13 protein-coding genes are annotated in these 16,864 nt (G+C 72.7%); 5 read left to right on the top strand and 8 right to left on the bottom strand.

Annotation, left to right across the window (positions count from 1 at the left end; translation table 11 throughout):
• Positions 1 to 9: 9 nt before the first annotated feature.
• Positions 10 to 1,314, bottom strand: a complete 1,305-nt coding sequence (locus tag ACGRHY_RS17985; RefSeq protein ID WP_394636342.1) for a citrate synthase — start codon at positions 1,312 to 1,314, stop codon at positions 10 to 12.
• A 132-nt stretch (positions 1,315 to 1,446) separates the two neighbouring features.
• Entirely contained in the window at positions 1,447 to 3,669 is a 2,223-nt protein-coding gene (recD2, locus tag ACGRHY_RS17980) for an SF1B family DNA helicase RecD2 (protein WP_394636341.1), read from the bottom strand.
• A gap of 429 nt (positions 3,670 to 4,098) precedes the next feature.
• On the opposite strand from recD2, the gene ACGRHY_RS17975 reads away from it, so the two are divergent.
• Positions 4,099 to 4,296: a hypothetical protein gene (locus tag ACGRHY_RS17975; RefSeq protein ID WP_394636340.1), complete on the top strand. Its 198-nt coding sequence runs from the start codon at positions 4,099 to 4,101 to the stop codon at positions 4,294 to 4,296.
• 107 nt (positions 4,297 to 4,403) lie between these two features.
• Here ACGRHY_RS17975 and ACGRHY_RS17970 read toward each other — a convergent pair whose 3' ends face one another.
• Genes ACGRHY_RS17970 through ACGRHY_RS17960 form a run of 3 tightly spaced genes read right to left on the bottom strand, consistent with a single transcriptional unit; the run spans position 4,404 to position 7,629 of the window.
• A complete protein-coding gene (locus tag ACGRHY_RS17970) occupies positions 4,404 to 5,288 on the bottom strand; it encodes a sugar phosphate isomerase/epimerase family protein (RefSeq protein ID WP_394636339.1) in 885 nt (294 codons plus the stop codon).
• The gene (locus ACGRHY_RS17965) at positions 5,285 to 6,463 is read right to left on the bottom strand and encodes a dihydrodipicolinate synthase family protein (RefSeq protein ID WP_394636338.1); all 1,179 of its coding nucleotides are present in this window, start codon (positions 6,461 to 6,463) and stop codon (positions 5,285 to 5,287) included. The genes ACGRHY_RS17970 and ACGRHY_RS17965 overlap by 4 nt, the downstream gene beginning before the upstream one ends.
• Positions 6,460 to 7,629 carry a Gfo/Idh/MocA family protein gene (locus ACGRHY_RS17960; RefSeq protein WP_394636337.1) on the bottom strand — a complete coding sequence of 390 codons (1,170 nt, stop codon included), beginning with the start codon at positions 7,627 to 7,629 and terminating at the stop codon, positions 6,460 to 6,462. Before ACGRHY_RS17960 ends, ACGRHY_RS17965 begins: the two co-directional genes overlap by 4 nt.
• 118 nt (positions 7,630 to 7,747) lie before the next feature.
• On the opposite strand from ACGRHY_RS17960, the gene ACGRHY_RS17955 reads away from it, so the two are divergent.
• Positions 7,748 to 8,809: a LacI family DNA-binding transcriptional regulator gene (locus ACGRHY_RS17955; RefSeq protein WP_394636336.1), complete on the top strand. Its 1,062-nt coding sequence runs from the start codon at positions 7,748 to 7,750 to the stop codon at positions 8,807 to 8,809.
• 359 nt (positions 8,810 to 9,168) lie between these two features.
• On the opposite strand, the gene ACGRHY_RS17950 is transcribed toward ACGRHY_RS17955, so the two are convergent.
• A complete protein-coding gene (locus tag ACGRHY_RS17950; protein ID WP_394636335.1) occupies positions 9,169 to 10,584 on the bottom strand; it encodes a S28 family serine protease in 1,416 nt (471 codons plus the stop codon).
• A 173-nt stretch (positions 10,585 to 10,757) separates the two neighbouring features.
• Here ACGRHY_RS17950 and ACGRHY_RS17945 point away from each other — a divergent pair, with 173 nt between their 5' ends.
• Complete coding sequence (locus tag ACGRHY_RS17945; protein ID WP_394636334.1) at positions 10,758 to 11,276, top strand: NUDIX domain-containing protein; 519 nt, start codon at positions 10,758 to 10,760, stop codon at positions 11,274 to 11,276.
• Positions 11,277 to 11,337: 61 nt separating this feature from the next.
• Here ACGRHY_RS17945 and ACGRHY_RS17940 read toward each other — a convergent pair whose 3' ends face one another.
• Positions 11,338 to 15,144, bottom strand: coding sequence for an ABC transporter ATP-binding protein (locus ACGRHY_RS17940; protein WP_394638103.1), 3,807 nt, complete (start codon positions 15,142 to 15,144; stop codon positions 11,338 to 11,340).
• Positions 15,145 to 15,422: 278 nt separating this feature from the next.
• Between ACGRHY_RS17940 and ACGRHY_RS17935 the strand changes: the two genes are divergently transcribed.
• Together ACGRHY_RS17935 and ACGRHY_RS17930 are read left to right on the top strand one after the other, a co-directional pair.
• Positions 15,423 to 15,701: a type II toxin-antitoxin system Phd/YefM family antitoxin gene (locus ACGRHY_RS17935; protein WP_394636333.1), complete on the top strand. Its 279-nt coding sequence runs from the start codon at positions 15,423 to 15,425 to the stop codon at positions 15,699 to 15,701.
• Positions 15,694 to 16,098 (top strand): type II toxin-antitoxin system VapC family toxin, encoded by a 405-nt coding sequence (locus tag ACGRHY_RS17930; RefSeq protein WP_394636332.1) that lies wholly within the window; start codon positions 15,694 to 15,696, stop codon positions 16,096 to 16,098. Before ACGRHY_RS17935 ends, ACGRHY_RS17930 begins: the two co-directional genes overlap by 8 nt.
• 278 nt (positions 16,099 to 16,376) lie before the next feature.
• On the opposite strand, the gene ACGRHY_RS17925 is transcribed toward ACGRHY_RS17930, so the two are convergent.
• Complete coding sequence (locus tag ACGRHY_RS17925; protein WP_394636331.1) at positions 16,377 to 16,673, bottom strand: hypothetical protein; 297 nt, start codon at positions 16,671 to 16,673, stop codon at positions 16,377 to 16,379.
• Positions 16,674 to 16,864 lie beyond the last annotated feature (191 nt).

Genomic DNA, 16,864 nt, shown 5'->3' with positions numbered 1-16,864 from the left:
GACGCCCGCTCAGCGCTGCTCGACCGGAACGTAGTCGCGCTCGACGACACCGGTGTAGATCTGGCGCGGACGGCCGATGCGGGAGCCCGGCTCCTTGATCATCTCGTGCCACTGGGCGATCCAGCCGGGAAGGCGGCCGAGCGCGAACAGCACGGTGAACATGGTGGTCGGGAAGCCCATGGCCCGGTAGATGAGACCGGTGTAGAAGTCGACGTTCGGGTAGAGGTTGCGCTCGACGAAGTAGTCGTCGGCCAGCGCGTGCTCCTCCAGCTTCAGCGCGATGTCCAGCAGTTCGTCGGACTTGCCGAGCGCGGAGAGGACGTCGTGCGCCGCCGCCTTGATGATCTTCGCCCGGGGGTCGAAGCTCTTGTAGACGCGGTGGCCGAAGCCCATCAGCCGGACGCCTTCCTCCTTGTTCTTCACCCGGCGGATGAAGGAGTCGACGTCGCCGCCCTCGGCCCTGATGCGCTCCAGCATCTCCAGCACCGACTGGTTGGCGCCGCCGTGCAGGGGGCCCCACAGGGCGCTGATACCGGCGGAGATGGAGGCGAACATGTTCGCCTGGGAGGAGCCGACCAGTCGCACGGTCGAGGTCGAGCAGTTCTGCTCGTGGTCCGCGTGCAGGATGAGCAGCTTGTCCAGGGCACCGCTCACGACCGGGTCGAGCTCGTACTCCTCGGCCGGGACCGAGAAGGTCATGCGCAGGAAGTTCTCGACGTAGCCCAGGTCGTTGCGCGGGTAGACCACCGGGTGGCCCACCGACTTCTTGAACGCGTACGCCGCGATGGTGGGCAGCTTGGCGAGCAGCCGGATGGTGGACAGGTGCCGCTGCTGCTCGTCGAAGGGGTTGTGGCTGTCCTGGTAGAAGGTGGACAGCGCGCTCACCACCGAGGAGAGCATCGCCATCGGGTGGGCGTCCCGCGGGAAGCCGTCGTAGAACCGTTTGACGTCCTCGTGGAGCAGGGTGTGCTGGGTGATCTCGTTGCGGAAACCGGCCAACTGGTCGACGGTGGGCAGCTCTCCGTTGATCAGCAGGTACGCCGTCTCGAGGAACGTGCCGTGCTCGGCGAGCTGCTCGATCGGATACCCGCGGTAGCGGAGGATGCCCTTCTCGCCGTCGAGAAAGGTGACCGCCGACTTGTACGCGGCGGTGTTGCCGTAACCGGAGTCCAGGGTCACCAGACCGGTCTGGGCGCGCAGCTTGGAGATGTCGAAACCACTGTCACCGACAGTGCTGCCGACCAGCGGGAAGCTGTACTCGCCGTCCCCGTACCGCAGTACTACTGCGCCATCGCTTTCACGGTGTTCGCTCACGTCATCCCTCACCGACGTAGTGCCTCATCTTCGAGTGCCCTGCCCTCGTCCCACTGTCTCCCATTCGGTGCGGTGCGGTGCACTCGGGGTCGGCCAGCAGGCCCGCAGGTGGCACGGAGTGCCTCCGGCAAGTTACGCGGGGTGTGGCGTACCGCGCAATCGGTGGTCCAGGGCGGTGCAGCGCCGCCCCGCGGAGACCGTCCGCACGGCCTGGCCCAGGGCCCTGCGCGACCCCACCAGCACCACGAGGCGCTTGGCCCTCGTCACGGCCGTGTAGAGCAGGTTGCGCTGGAGCATCATCCAGGCGCCGGTGGTGACCGGTACGACCACCGCCGGGTATTCGCTGCCCTGTGAGCGGTGGATGGTCACCGCGTAGGCGTGAGCGAGTTCGTCCAGTTCGTCGAAGTCGTAGCCCACCTCCTCGTCCTCGTCGGTGCGCACCGTCAGGCGCTGCTCCTCCGTGCTCAGGGCGGTGACCACGCCCACCGTGCCGTTGAAGACCCCGTTGGCCCCCTTCTCGTAGTTGTTGCGAATCTGAGTGACCTTGTCGCCCACCCGGAAAACCCGTCCGCCGAATCGCTTTTCGGGGAGGTCGGGCCGGCCGGGGGTGATGACCTGCTGGAGCAGGCCGTTGAGCGTGCCCGCGCCGGCCGGGCCCCGGTGCATCGGCGCCAGCACCTGCACGTCGCGGCGCGGGTCGAGGCCGAACTTCGCCGGGACGCGCCGGGCCGCCACGTCGACGGTGAGCCGGCCGGCCTCCTCGGTGTCGTCCTCCACGAAGAGGAAGAAGTCCGGCAGGCCCTGGGTGATGGGCGGGACCCCGGAGTTGATGCGGTGGGCGTTGGTGACCACACCGGACTGCTGGGCCTGCCGGAAGATCCGCGTCAGCCGCACCGCCGGGACCGGGCTGCCCTCGGCGAGCAGGTCGCGCAGCACCTCGCCCGCCCCCACCGACGGCAACTGGTCCACGTCCCCCACCAGCAGCAGATGGGCGCCCGGCGCCACGGCCTTGATCAGCTTGTTGGCCAGCAGCAGGTCCAGCATGGACGCCTCGTCGACGACCACCAGATCGGCGTCCAGCGGCCGCTCCCGGTCGTAGGCGGCGTCCCCGCCGGGCTTGAGCTCCAGCAGCCGGTGGACGGTGGAGGCCTCCGCCCCGGTCAGCTCCGACAGCCGCTTGGCCGCCCGGCCGGTCGGCGCGGCCAGCACCACCTTCGCCCGCTTGGCCCGCGCCAGCTCCACCACCGACCGCACGGTGAAGGACTTGCCGCAGCCGGGCCCGCCGGTGAGCACCGCCACCTTCTGGGTCAGCGCCAGCTTCACCGCGTCCCGCTGCTCGGGGGCCAGCTCGGCCCCGGTGCGCCCCGCCAGCCAGGACAGGGCCGCCTCCCAGTCGACGTCCCGGAAGGCCGGGATGCGGTCCTCCTCGGTGCGCAGCAGGCGCATAAGCTGGGCCGACAGGGACAGCTCGGCGCGGTGGAAGGGCACCAGGTAGACCGCCGAGACCCGCTCGCCCGGGTGCTCCGGGTCCGGGACCTGCTCGCGCACCACCCCCTCCTCCTCGCCCGCCAGCTCGCCCAGGCAGTCGATGACCAGGCCGGTGTCCACCTGGAGGAGCTTGACGGTGTCGGCGATCAGCCGCTCCTCCGGCAGGTAGCAGTGCCCCTGGTCGGCCGACTGCGACAGCGCGTACTGCAGCCCGGCCTTCACCCGGTCGGGGCTGTCGTGCGGGATGCCGACGGCCTGCGCGATGCGGTCGGCGGTCAGGAAGCCGATGCCCCACACGTCGGCGGCCAGCCGGTAGGGCTGGTTGCGCACCACCGAGATCGAGGCGTCGCCGTACTTCTTGTAGATGCGCACCGCGATCGAGGTGGACACCCCCACCCCCTGGAGGAAGACCATCACCTCCTTGATCGCCTTCTGCTCCTCCCACGCCGCGCCGATCAGCTTCGTGCGCTTCGGGCCGAGGCCGGGCACCTCGATCAGCCGCTCCGGCTCGTTCTCGATGACATCCAGGGTCTCCAGCCCGAAGTGGTCCACGATCCGCTCGGCGATCTTCGGGCCGATGCCCTTGATCAGACCGGAGCCCAGATAGCGCCGGATGCCCTGGACGGTGGCCGGCAGGACCGTCGTGTAGTTCTCCACGGTGAACTGGCGGCCGTACTGCGGGTGCGAGCCCCAGCGGCCCTCCATCCGCAGCGACTCCCCCACCTGCGCACCGAGCAGCGAGCCGACGACCGTGAGCAGCTCGCCGCCGCGCCCGGTGTCGACGCGGGCGACGGTGTAGCCGTTTTCCTCGTTGGCGTAGGTGATGCGCTCGAGAACGGCCTCGAGTACGGCGGGTTGGAACGACATGTCACAGACCGTAACGCCGGGGACCGACAACCGGAATCCCGGCCGTGGACGCGGGGCGGGTGGGGCGGTGCGGGACCCCGCCGGAAGTGGAACGTTACGAGGGACCCGGCCTGCAAGGCCCGGGCCCCTCGTGTCCCCCCGCCGGTCCCGCCCTCCCCCGAGATCCCTCCCCGGTTCGACCGACACCGGCTATGACCCGCTGAGGGCCGGAAGGGTTGCGCTGCGGAGCATGATTTTTTTCGCCGGATTCCCACGGGATGTCCGCGGCGGGCGCCGGAAGTGGAATCGGCGCGGCTCCGGGTACCCGGCAGGAGCTTCTCGGGGGATCCGCCGGGCCGGTCCGTCCAGCGGCTCCGCCGAAGGGTTGCGGCGGACGGGAGCGGCGGCGGACGACGGTGACGGCAGCCGACAGTGGTGAGGAGGAGGCACATGAGCGGGTGGACGCCGTCCCAGGCCGAGGGCGAGCGGGACGACGAGGAGGGCATCGACCAGTCACGCGGGCTGAGCGAGCGGCACGAGGCCGCCGCGAAGCAGGCCGCCACGGAGAAGGGCGGCCCGGAGAAAGCCGCCGGCGCCGGGGAGAAGGGCGCGGAGGGCACCGAGCAGGACCGCGGCGGCGCGCGGTGACGCCGCCGTCGCCTCCCGCCCGTACGGGAGGCGACGGCGGCCCGGCGCGGTCCACGGCGCGACGGTGGTGGACCGCGTCCGTTCGGTGGCCCTCGCGGGCTCCACCCCTACAGGACGTGGACGCGGAAGCGCTCCGCCGTCTCCGCGAGCGCCTCACGGCCGTCGCGGTCCCACAGGGCCTCGTTGAAGATCTCCACCTCGGTCCAGCCGGTGTAGCCGGCCGCCGCCACCCGGTCGCGCCAGAAGCGGAAGTCGACCGAGCCGTCCCCGAGCTGCCCGCGGCCCAGCAGCACGCCCGCCGGCAGCGGGGTGCACCAGTCGGCGAGCTGGAAGGCGGCGATGCGGCCGCCCTCCCCCGCCCGGTCGATCTGCGCGGGCGCCCGGTCGTCCCACCAGACGTGGTAGGTGTCCACGACCACGCCGACCTGCTCGGCCGGGAAGCGCTCGGCCAGGTCCAGGGCCTGTCCGAGGGTGGAGACGACGCAGCGGTCCGAGGCGAACATCGGGTGCAGCGGTTCGATGGCCAGCCGCACCCCGCGCTCGGCCGCGTAGGGGGCCAGTTCGGCCAGCGCGTCGGCGATCCGCTCGCGGGCGCCGTACAGGTCGCGGTCGCCGTCGGGCAGCCCGCCGCAGACCAGGACCAGGGTGTCGGTGCCGACCCCGGCCGCCTCGTCGACCGCCGCCCGGTTGTCCTCCAGCGCCGTACGGCGCGCGGCGGGGCCGGCGGCGGTGAGGAAGCCGCCGCGGCACAGGCTGGTGACGGTCAGGCCCGCGTCCCGCACCAGGCGGGCGGCGGCCTCCACCCCGTACTCCCGGACGGGCGCTCGCCACAGGCCGACGCCGCCGACGCCCAGTTCGGCGCACGCCTTCGCCAGTTCGGGCAGGGAGAGCTGCCTGACGGTCTCCTGGTTGATGGAGAAGCGGTCGGTGCAGCCGCCGGAGGCGGCGCCGGGAGCGGCATGGGTCCCGGGGGCCTCGGGGAACGGGTTCATGCCGCCACCCCGTGGACCGCCAGCAGGTGCCGCATCCGCGTCTCGGCCAGCGCCGGGTCGGGGAACAGCCCCAGGGAGTCGGCCAGTTCGTACGCCCGCGCCAGGTGCGGCAGCGAGCGCGCGGACTGCAGCCCGCCGACCATGGCGAAGTGCTCCTGGTGCCCGGCCAGCCAGGCGAGGAACACCACGCCGGTCTTGTAGTAGCGGGTCGGGGCCTGGAACAGGTGGCGGGACAGCTCGACGGTGGGGTCCAGCAGTTTGCGGAAGCCCGCCGGGTCCCCGGTGTCCAGCACCCGCACGGCCTCGGCCGCCAGCGGCGCCAGCGGGTCGAAGGCGCCCAGCAGGGCGTGGCTGAAGCGCCCGCCGGCCGCGGGGTCCTCGCCCGCGATCAGCTCGGGGTAGTTGAAGTCGTCCCCGGTGTAGCAGCGCACCCCGCCCGGCAGTCTGCGCCGCAGCCCGACCTCGCGGTCCGCGTCCAGCAGGGAGATCTTGACGCCGTCGACCTTGTCGCGGTGCTCGGCGATGACGGCGAGGAACGTCTCGGTGGCGGCGTCCAGGTCCTCGCCGCCCCAGTAGCCGGTGAGCGCCGGGTCGAACATCGGGCCGAGCCAGTGCAGGATCACCGGCTCGGAGACCTGGCGCAGCAGGTGCCCGTAGAGCTCCAGGTAGTCCTCGGGGCCACGGGCGAGGGCGGCCACGGCCCGGGAGGCCATCACGATCGCCTGGGCGCCGTCCTCCTCCACCACGGCGAGCTGCTCCTCGTAGGCGGCGCGGACCTCGTCCAGACCGGCGGCGGGGCCGGTGAGCTGGTCGGTGCCCACCCCGCAGGCGATACGGCCCCCGCAGGAGGCGGCCTCGGCGGCGGAGCGGCGGATCAGCTCGGCGGCGGCTGCCCAGTCCAGGCCCATGCCGCGCTGGGCGGTGTCCATGGCCTCGGCGACGCCGAGGCCATGGGACCACAGATGGCGGCGGAAGGCGAGCGTGGCGTCCCAGTCCACGGCGGCCGGGCCGTCGGGCGTTCCGTCCGCGAACGGGTCGGCGACGACGTGGGCGGCGGAGAACACCGTGCGGGACACCAGCGGCGGGCTCCCGGCGGCGGGGACCGCGGGCACCGCGGGCTCGGCGCGGGGGGTGTACTCGCGCAGGACGCCGCGGGCGTCGGGCAGGCGGATCACAGGCTCAGCTCCGGTACGTCGAGGCGGCGGCCCTCGGCGGCCGAGGCCAGGCCGAGTTCGGCGAGCTGGACGCCGCGGGCGCCGGCCAGCAGATCCCAGGTGTAGGGATCGTCCAGCGCCACATGACGCAGGAACAATTCCCACTGCGCCTTGAAACCGTTGTCGAACTCCCCGCCCTCGGGGTGGTTGTCGGGCACCTCCTGCCACTGGCCGCGGAAGGACTCGCCGACGGGCAGGTCCGGGTTCCACACCGGCTTCGGGGTGGCGGAGCGGTGCTGGACGCGGCAGGTGCGCAGTCCGGCGACGGCCGACCCCTCGGTGCCGTCGACCTGGAACTCCACCAGTTCGTCGCGGTTGACCCGCACGGTCCAGGAGGAGTTGATCTGGGCGACGATCCCGCCCTCGATCTGGAAGACGCCGTAGGCGGCGTCGTCGGCGGTTGCCTGGTACGGCTTGCCGTGCTCGTCCCAGCGCTGCGGGATGTGGGTGGCGGTGACGGCCTGGACGGTGCGCACCGGGCCGAACAGCTCGTGGAGCACGTACTCCCAGTGCGGGAACATGTCGACGACGATGCCGCCGCCGTCCTCGGACCGGTAGTTCCAGGAGGGGCGCTGGGCGGGCTGCCAGTCGCCCTCGAAGACCCAGTAGCCGAACTCGCCGCGCACCGAAAGGATGCGGCCGAAGAAGCCGCCGTCGATCAGCCGCTTGAGCTTGAGCAGCCCCGGCAGAAAGAGCTTGTCCTGCACCACGCCGTGCTTGACGCCGGCCTCGCGGGCGAGCCGGGCCAGTTCCAGCGCGCCGTCGAGGCCGGTGGCGGTGGGCTTCTCGGTGTAGACGTGCTTGCCGGCGGCGATCGCCTTGCGGATGGCGGCCTCGCGGGCGGAGGTGACCTGGGCGTCGAAGTAGATCTCGACGCTCTCGTCGGCCAGTACGGCGTCGAGGTCACAGCTCACGGCGCCGGGGTCGAGGCCGTGGCGCTCGGCGAGCGCCCTCAGTGCGTGCTCCCGGCGCCCGACGAGGACCGGTTCGGGCCACAGCACATCGCCGTCGCCCAGCTCCAGCCCGCCCTGCTCGCGGATGGCGAGGATGGAGCGGACCAGGTGCTGGCGGTACCCCATCCGGCCGGTGACGCCGTTCATGGCGATCCGTACGACCCTGCGTGTCATGAGCTTCCCTCTCGCTTTAGAAAGCGCTTTCTACCCCAAGGCAAGCTAGCCTGCCCACAGCACTCACGACAAGACCCGCAGACGACACCCGCGGACGAGAACCGCACCGGAGGAATCGATGGCAGTGACGCTGGCGGACGTGGCGGCCCGGGCCGGGGTCTCGGCGGCCACCGTCTCGCGCGTACTGAGCGGCAACTACCCGGTGGCCGGAGCCACCCGCAGCCGGGTGCTGCGCGCGGTGGAGGAGCTGGAGTACGTCGTGAACGGGCCGGCCAGCTCCCTGGCCGCCGCCACCTCCGATCTCGTCGGCGTCCTCGTCAACGACATCGCCGACCCGTTCTTCGGGATCATGGCAAGCGCCGTCCAGTCGGAGATGGAGCCGGAGAAGGCCGGCGGGAAACTGGCGGTGGTGTGCAACACCGGCGGCTCCCCCGAGCGCGAACTGACCTACCTCACGCTCCTCCAGCGCCAGCGCGCCGCCGCCGTCGTCCTCACCGGCAGCTCGGTGGAGGACCCCGGGCACACCGAGGCGCTGTCCACCCGGCTGCGCCGGCTGGCCGCCGCCGGCACCCAGGTGGTGCTGTGCGGCAGGCCGCCGCTGCCGGAGGCGGACGGCGACGGGGCGCCGCTCACCGTGGCCTTCGACAACCGGGGCGGCGCCCGCCGCCTGACCGGGCATCTGCTCGCACTCGGCCACCGCCGCATCGGCTACGTCGCGGGCCCGGCCGAGCGCACCACCACCCGGCACCGCCTGGAGGGCCACCGGGCCGCACTGGCCGACCACGATCGCGCTCTGCTCGCGGAGACCGAACGCCTCACCGTGCACGGCGCGTACGACCGCTCCTCCGGCTACGACGGCGCCCTGGAGCTGCTGCGCCGCGAACCGGGCCTGACGGCCGTGCTGGCCGCCAACGACACCGTCGCCCTCGGCGTCTGCGCCGCACTGCGCGAGGCGGGCCTGAGCATCCCCGGGGACGTGTCCGTGGCCGGCTTCGACGACCTGCCCTTCAGCGCGGACGCCTCCCCCGCCCTGACCACCGTCCGCATCCCGCTCCACGAGGCGGGCGCCCGCGCCGGCCGGCTGGCGCTGGGCCGGGAGTCGGCACCCCCCGGAGGCGTGGCGACCGTCCGCACCGAGCTGATGGTCCGCGCCTCGACCGCGGCCCCGCGCACCGACTGACTTCCCCCGCAGGCCGGTCGGCGGCCTCCCCGGCCCGAGGAGGCGCGTGGTGGAAAGCGTGAGGAAGGCGCTCGCGGCCGCGGTGGCCGTAGTGGCCGCGGGGCTGCCGGCCGCATGCGTCGGGAGCGGCGGCGCGGGCGGGGCCGAGGCGCCGCCCCAGGACACCGAGGCGCCGTTCCCGCCGCTGCCCGGGGCGGCGGCTTCCCGCCGATGTCGGACGGCGGCGGACCGCTGTTCGCCTTCCATCCGCTCGGTCGGCGAACCGCCCTGACACCCCGTCCGGCCACAACACCCGGACGCGGCGGTGGGCACGACCGGCGATCCGGTCGCGCCCACCGTTTCCGGGTACGGGGCGCGTCCTACGGGCGCAGCATCCGCCGGTCGGCCTTGTCGGCCCGGTCCAGCTCCGCGTCGTACGGCGCGAGCGGCGCCGCCTTCCGCTTCGCGGACGCGTCGGCGTCCAGACCGGCCCACCGCATCAGGGCACCGGTGGCGAGGGCTCTGTCGTCCGCCTCCAGCCCGGCGATGTTCGCGCCGTGGTTGGCGCCGGGCGCGGTCAGGACGTAGGAGTCCTCACTGCCGCGGCCCAGCCGGAAGGGCTCCGCTCCCCACGGATCGTTCTCGCCGTAGACGAACAGCATCCGCTCGGCGTCCTTGCGCACCCACTTGTCGATGTCGCGCATCGCCTTCCCGTCGAAGCTCATCGGGATGTCGCGCGGGACGTAGGAGCGCGGGTCGTAGATGCCGGGGTAGCGCAGCAGCCCGTCCAGGTGCGGGGTGTCGAAGCTCGGTGCGCCGAGCTGGGTGCCGGCCTGGTAGTAGTACGGCGTGTAGTACTCCAGGCCCTGGTCGGTGTAGAAGGAGAAGCCCGCCACCCGGTCGACGAAGTCGTACAGCTCGTCGGTGGTCGCGCTCGCCGGGGGCACCTGGCCGCAGTCGGACTCCGATCCGTACTGCCACCAGGCCCACACCAGGTCCAGGCCCACGTTCTCGAAGGCCTTGTCGGCGCTGCCGACGGTTGTGAAGGTGTAGCCCTCCCCCTTCGCCCACGCCTCGTAGCGGGCCACGATCTCGTCGCGGCGCACGAAGGCCTCGCGCTGCACGGCGTTCAGCCGCTCGCGGCACTCGGCGGTGGAGACGGTGGCGAAGAACTCGTCGTAGGCCGAGTCCTCCTTGTCGTTGACGTCGTTGGGCGCGACGTAGGCGACCGTGCCGTCCATGTCGCCGGGGTAGAAGCGGCGGTAGTACGTGGCCGTCATCCCGCCCTTGCTGCCGCCGGTGGAGATCCACTCCTCGTCGTAGATCCGGTGCAGCGCGCGGAAGATGCGGTGCTGGTCGCTGGCCGCCTGCCAGATGTCGAGCTTGGACCAGTCGGCGGGCCGGGGCCGCGACGGGGTGAAGAAGCGGTACTCCATGGAGACCTGGTTGGCGTCGGTCATCCGCGTCGGTTCGCTGCGCGAGGGCGTGGTGCGCAGACCGTAGCCGGAGGTGTAGAAGACGGTGGGCCGGTCCTCGCCCCGGTGCAGCACCGTCAGGCGCTGCTCGAAGTTCCCCTTCGAGGGCCTGCGGTGGTCGACGGGCTGCCGGTAGCCCAGCACGAAGAAGCGGTAGCCGTCGACCGGCTTCTCCTCGATCAGGCGCATCCCCGGTATCGCGAGGATGCGGTCCTCGATGTCGGTCCCGGCCGCGGTGGCGGCCCCCGCCGACGCGCTGCCGACGCTGACGGTGCCGATGAGCACCAGCAGGGTCAGCAGCGCTCTGAGCGCCTTGCGCATATGTGCCCTCCCGTGGGCTTGTCCGTGAACGCGGCGAACCTATCCGGCGCAACACCGGCCCCGCCAGAGCGGGTTGGCGCCGGAACCCGGGAGACCGCGCCCCCCGCGCACGCGCCGCGGGCCGTTCCCCGCCCGGTACCGCGTCCGCCGCACGCGGACGTACGCTCGCCGCCATGACCGACACCACGACGAACGCCGCGACGGGTTCCATGACGGACGGACGGACCCCACTGGCGCGCGGGCCGCGGGGCATGGAACTGCTGGACTTCCACCGGGAGCCGGAGGACACGGTCTTCGCCGACGCGCGCGTGGGCTACGCCCTGGTGGCCCTGTGGCATCGGGGGCGGCTGCTGATGGTGCGGGTGCGCGAGCGCGGCTGCTGGGAGCTGCCGGGCGGCAAGATCGACCCCGGGGAGACGCCCCGTCAGGCGGCCGCACGCGAACTGCGCGAGGAGACCGGCCAGGAAGTGGCCCCGGAGCGGCTGCGGTTCGCCGGTTTCGCCCGCACCCTGGTCGGCCCCGAGCGCCGGACGCTGTACGGCGCCCTGTTCACCGCCGAGGCGGACGCGCCGGCGCCGTTCACACCCGGCGAGGAGATCGCCGCCGTCCACTGGAGGGAGGGCGACGAGCCGCTGGAGGGCGGGGGGGTGCAGACGGTGGACGAGTATCTGGCCGCGCTCTGCCGCCCCTGACCCGTACGGCCGCCCGCGCACCCGCGCACCCGCCGGCCCGCACCACCGCCCGCACCACCGCTCACACCGCCGCGCCCGCGGGCACGCCCGCGTAGGTGCGCCACAGCTCCGCGTACCGCCCACCGCGCTCCAGCAGCTCCGCGTGGGTGCCGTCCTCCACCACCCGGCCGTGGTCCAGGACCACCACCCGGTCCGCGCGGGCGGCCGTGGTGAGGCGGTGGGCGACGACCAGGGTGGTGCGGCGGCCCGCCAGGCGGTCGGTGGCCTGGTTGACCAGCGCCTCGGTGGCCAGGTCCAGGGCCGCGGTGGCCTCGTCCAGCAGCAGGATGTCGGGGCGCACCAGCTCCGCGCGGGCCAGGGCGATCAGCTGCCGCTGCCCGGCCGAGAGGTTGCGCCCCTTCTCGGCGACCGGGTGCAGGTAGCCGCCGGAGAGCGTGGCGATCATGTCGTGCGCGCCGACCGCCTGCGCGGCGGCCTCCACCTCGGCGTCGGTGGCGCCGGGACGGCCGTAGGCGATGGCGTCGCGCACCGTGCCGGGGAAGAGGTAGGACTCCTGCGGCACCACACCGAGCCGGTGGCGGTAGCCGGCCAGATCCAGCTCGCGCAGGTCGGCGCCGTCCACCCGGACGGTGCCCGAGGTCGGGTCGTAGAACCGGGCGACCAGCTTGACCAGCGTGGACTTGCCCGCGCCCGTCTCGCCGACGAAGGCGACCGTCTGCCCGGCGGGGATCGTCAGGTCGATGCCGGACAGCGCGTTCTCGCCGCCCTCCCCGGCCCCGCTCCCCTCCCCGTTCCCGTTCCCGTCGCTGTCGCTGTCGGCGTTGTACCGGAAGGCGACGCCCTCGAAGACGATCTCGCCGCGCAGCCGGCCCACCTCTCGCGGCTCCTTCGACAGCGGCGTCGTCGTCCGCTCGCGCAGCAGCTCCTGGACGCGGCCCAGGGAGACGACCGCCTGCTGGTAGCCGTCGAAGACCTGCGAGAGCTGCTGCACGGGGGCGAAGAACAGCTCGATGTAGAGCAGGTACGCCACCAGCGCGCCCGCCGTCAGCGTGCCGTCGCCCACCCGGTTCGCCCCGACGATCAGCACGGCGGCGGTCGCCAGGGAGGCGAGGAACTGGATGAAGGGGAAGTACACCGAGATCAGCCACTGGCCGCGCACACGCGCCCGGCGGTAGCCGTCGCTGAGCTCGGCGAAGCGGCGCGCGTCGCGCTCCTCGCGGCGGAACGCCTGCACGATCCGCAGACCGGCGACGCCCTCCTGGAGGGCGGCGTTGACGCCGCTGACGCGCTCGCGCGCCAGCTCGTACGCCTTGAGGCTCTGGCGGCGGAAGAAGACCGTGCCGATCACCAGCGGCGGCAGGGTCGCCAGGACCACCAGCGCGAGCCCCGCGTCGATGACGACGAGGGCGACCATGATGCCGAAGAAGGTCAGCACCGCGACGATCGCCTGGACCAGCCCGGTCTGCAGGAAGGTCGTCAGGGCGTCCACGTCGGTGGTCATCCGGGTCATGATCTTCCCGGTCAGCTCGCGCTCGTAGTAGTCGAGCCCGAGGCGCTGGAGCTGGGCGAAGATCTTGACGCGGAGGGTGTAGAGGATCCGCTCGCCGGTGCGGCCGATGGCCCGGGTCTCGCCGGTCTGCGCGGCCCACTGGACGAGGACGACGACCAGCGCCAGCGCGGAGGCGGCCCAGACCGCGCCGAGCGCCGCCTGCTGGACGCCCTCGTCGATGCCGTGCCGCACCAGGACCGGCAGCAGCAGTCCGGCGACCGCGTCGACCACGACCAGCAGCAGGCTCAGCAGCAGCGGCCCGCGGAAGCCGCGCAGCAGACGCCGCAGCCCGTAGGCGGACTCGGCGGCCGTGGCGCGCTCCTCGTCGATGCCGGGGGTGTCGTCGGCCGGGGGCAGGGCCGCGACCTTGTCGAGCATCTCGGAGGTGGCCGGAACCCCGGCCAGGGCCCCCGTGAAGCCCGGCCCGCCACCGGTGGCCGGGGCGGGCGCGCCGGGGGTGGTGGCGGCGGTGTCCTCCGGGTCGCCCTCCCGTATCCACAGCTCGGGGGTGACACCGTCGACCCGGCCGCCGGACTCCCCGTCCTTCGACGCCGCCCGGGACACCTTCCGGGACGCGGCGGCCTGCCCGGCCGGATCGCGTTCGACGCCGCCCAGCTCGTCGGGGTCGCTGAGCAGCCTCCGGTACAGCTCGCAGCGTTCCTGGAGCTCGGCGTCGGTGCCGGCGTCCACCAGCCGCCCGCCGTCGAGCACGGCGATGCGGTCGGCCAGGGAGAGGGTGGAGCGGCGGTGGGCGATCAGCAGGGTGGTGCGGCCGGCCATCACCCCGCGCAGCGCCTCGTGGATCTCGTGCTCCACCCGGGCGTCCACGGCGGAGGTCGCGTCGTCCAGCACCAGCAGCCTGGGGTCGGACAGGATGGCCCGGGCCAGGGCGATGCGCTGGCGCTGGCCGCCGGAGAGCGTCAGGCCCTGCTCGCCGACGGCGGTGTCGTAGCCGTCGGGCAGGTCCGAGACGAAGCCGTCGGCCTGGGCGGCGCGCGCGGCGGCCCGTACCTGCTCGTCGGTGGCGTCGGGGTGGCCGTAGGCGATGTTGGCGCGGACGGTGTCGGAGAACAGGAAGCTGTGCTCGGGCACCAGGCCGATGGCCGCGCGCAGCGAGGCGGAGGTCAGCTCGCGCACGTCGTGGCCGCCGACCCGCACCGCGCCGGAGGTCACGTCGTAGAAGCGCGGCAGCAGCAGCGAGACGGTGGACTTGCCGCTGCCGGAGGTGCCGACGACGGCGACGGTCTCGCCGGGCGAGATGCTCAGCGAGAAGTCCTCCAGCACCGGCCGTGCGTCGGGACCGGTGTCGTAGGCGAAGCCGACGCGGTCGAACTCGACGGTGGCGGGGGCGTCGGCGGGCAGCTCGCGGGCGTTCTCGCTCTCGCGGATGGCCGGCTCGGTGTCGATCAGCTCCAGGACGCGCTCGACGCCCGCCCGCGCCTGCTGGCCGACGGTCAGCATCATGGTCAGCATCCGCACCGGCCCGACGAGCTGGGCGAGGTAGGTGGAGAAGGCGACGAAGGTGCCCAGGGTGATCTGGCCGCGGGTGGCCATCCAGCCGCCGAAGGCGAGCATCGCGACCTGGCCGAGGGCGGGGACGGCCTGCAGGGCGGGGGTGTAGCGCGCGTTCAGCTTCACCGTGCGCAGCCGGGCGGCGAACAGCTCGCGGCCGGTCGCGCGCAGCTTGCCGGTCTCCTGCTCCTCCTGCCCGAAGCCCTTGACCACGCGCACACCGCCGACGGCCCCGTCCACCACCCCGGCCACGGCGCCTGCCTGGGCCTGGGCGTACCAGCTCGCGGGGAAGAGCCGGTCGCGGCTGCGCAGGGCGATGAACGTCAGGGCGGGCGCGACGGCCAGCGCCACCAGCGTCAGCAGCGGGGAGAGGGAGACCATCACGACCAGCGAGATGACGAAGAGCAGGATGTTGCCGATCATCATCGGCGTCATGAACAGCAGGCCCTGGATGAGCTGGAGGTCGCTGGTGCCCCGCCCGACGACCTGCCCGGTGGACAGCTCGTCCTGCCGCCGCCCGTCGAGACGGGCGATGGAGTCGTACATATCGGTGCGCAGGTCGTGCTGGACGTCGAGCGCGAGTCTGCCGCCGTAGTAGCGGCGCACGTACGTCAGCCCGTACACCGCGACCGCGGCGGCGGCCAGCAGCCCGATCCACAGGCCGAGCCCGCCTCCGCCGCCGATGACGATGTCGTCGATGACCACCTTGGTGACCAGGGGGACGAGCGCCATCACGGCCATGCCGCCGAGCGAGGCGCCCAGCGACAGCAGCACGTTGCGGCGGTAGCGCCAGCAGTACGCGGTCAGCCGCCGCGCCCAGCCCGGCCGCCGCGCGCCCTGGGCCTCCCCCGTGTCCCCGGCTTTCCCGGTCTCCCCGGTCTCCCCGGTCTCCCCCGCCTGCGTACCCGCCACTTCCGGTTACCTCCCGCTGGCTGTGCGTCGCCGTATGCGACCGCGTGTCGCCCTGTGTGTCCACTGCACCGGTGGATCAACGCGCGGGCGACCGTATTTCATCCCGCCGGCGGGAAGACGGACCCGACGAAGCCGGTGTAGCACCTCATGACACTTGGTGCTACATTGCCTTCATGAAGGTCATCAATCAGCGCGAGTTCCGCAACAACTCCGCCGCCGTGATGAACGCGGTCGAAGCGGGCGAGACTTACCACATCACCAGAAACGGCATAGAGATCGCTGAGCTGCGCCCCCTCGCCCGCAGGCGCAAGATGACCGCGGAGGAGTTGGTGGCCAAACATCGGAAACTGCCTCGCATCGATTACGCCGCCATGCGGAGGGAGGCCGGCGAATTCTTCGGCAGCGAGGACCGTGTCGGCGATGATGACCCCTGGGAGCGTCGTCGTGGCTGACCGCCACCAGGCAGGAGTTCTGGACACCTGCGCGTACATCGATCTCGACCTGCTGCCGGCCGAGCGGCTTCCCCGTGTCCCCGAACTCACCGCCATCACCCTTGCCGAACTGCACCAGGGGGTCGCCACGGCAAGGGACCCGGCCGCCCGGGCGGCACGAAGCGAAGTACTGGCCGCGGCCACCGCCGATTTCGAGCCCCTCCCTTTCGACAAGGAAGCCACGGCGCGCTACGGCACGTTTGTGACACTGACGATCGCCACCGGACGTGATCCGCGGCCGCGCCGCATGGACCTGATGATCGCTTCGATCGCCTCGATCCACGGCCTGCCGCTGTTCACTCGCAACCCCGATGACTTCAAGGGGCTCGACCGCCTGCTCACCGTCGTCGCCATCTGATCCACCTCGGAGCGAGCAAAGGGGCGCGGTCCGGAGAGCCAGGCATTCTCTCCGGACCGCGCCCTCGGTGAGGCCGCGGCGTCGACGGGCGGTGCGTGCCAGCACCCCCCACAGGACCGGCTCTCCGCCCGTCCGCTCGTTCGGCCCGCCCCGCGGTGAGGAGGTGACCGCGGGGCCCGCCGGCCCGCTCGCGCCGCCTGTCCGGGGCGTGCACGGCGACCGGCCGCTTCAGTGGGGTCCCAGGTGGCGCGGGCCCCGGTTTCCGCCGGAAGGTTCCGTCAGATGGCGAACACCTCCGCGCCGTCCCCCTTCGCGCCGTCCGGCCACACGCAGAGGACCTCCGGCGTGGAACAGCCCCCGGGGTCCCCCGGACTCCCTGGGCTTCCGGGACCATCGGGGGCGCAGACCGGCGCGCCCGCGCCGCCCGCCTCCCCCGTGCGCTCCGGCGCGGCGGCGAGCACCAGCGCCGAGGGCGCGTGGGGCGCCGGCGCCGCGAGCGCCGCACCGCACAGCGGGGCGAGCGTGCCCATGGCCAGCAGGCCGCTCACCAGGGCGCACTTCACCGCTTTCCGCATGACGCGTCCTTCCGTCGGTGTGTAACGGATAGCGAACGTGAGTCTGTCGGCAAGCGGCGCCGGATGCACCTTCGACGATCATTTCGAGTAACGTTGCGTATTAAATGAGTAGCCTGCTGTAACCCCCGGGGGTACAGGGCGCATACACCGATCACCAGCGATGTTTCGATCGATCACTTTCGCCGGCCTCG

Origin of the sequence: Streptomyces shinuiensis (assembly GCF_043660855.1) — a bacterium.
Classification (GTDB): Bacteria; Actinomycetota; Actinomycetes; order Streptomycetales; family Streptomycetaceae; genus Streptomyces.
Note: the sequence above shows the minus strand (reverse complement) of the source record. Positions and strands in the feature narration are given on the sequence as shown.

What these genes read in the sequence shown, in the direction of transcription:
- recD2 (WP_394636341.1), bottom strand. Translation starts at nt 3,669, where the DNA reads ATGTCGTTCCAACCCGCCGTACTCGAGGCCGTTCTCGAGCGCATCACC.
- ACGRHY_RS17975 (WP_394636340.1), top strand. Translation starts at nt 4,099, where the DNA reads ATGAGCGGGTGGACGCCGTCCCAGGCCGAGGGCGAGCGGGACGACGAG.
- ACGRHY_RS17970 (WP_394636339.1), bottom strand. Translation starts at nt 5,288, where the DNA reads ATGAACCCGTTCCCCGAGGCCCCCGGGACCCATGCCGCTCCCGGCGCC.
- ACGRHY_RS17960 (WP_394636337.1), bottom strand. Translation starts at nt 7,629, where the DNA reads ATGACACGCAGGGTCGTACGGATCGCCATGAACGGCGTCACCGGCCGG.
- ACGRHY_RS17955 (WP_394636336.1), top strand. Translation starts at nt 7,748, where the DNA reads ATGGCAGTGACGCTGGCGGACGTGGCGGCCCGGGCCGGGGTCTCGGCG.
- ACGRHY_RS17950 (WP_394636335.1), bottom strand. Translation starts at nt 10,584, where the DNA reads ATGCGCAAGGCGCTCAGAGCGCTGCTGACCCTGCTGGTGCTCATCGGC.
- ACGRHY_RS17945 (WP_394636334.1), top strand. Translation starts at nt 10,758, where the DNA reads ATGACCGACACCACGACGAACGCCGCGACGGGTTCCATGACGGACGGA.
- ACGRHY_RS17935 (WP_394636333.1), top strand. Translation starts at nt 15,423, where the DNA reads ATGAAGGTCATCAATCAGCGCGAGTTCCGCAACAACTCCGCCGCCGTG.
- ACGRHY_RS17925 (WP_394636331.1), bottom strand. Translation starts at nt 16,673, where the DNA reads ATGCGGAAAGCGGTGAAGTGCGCCCTGGTGAGCGGCCTGCTGGCCATG.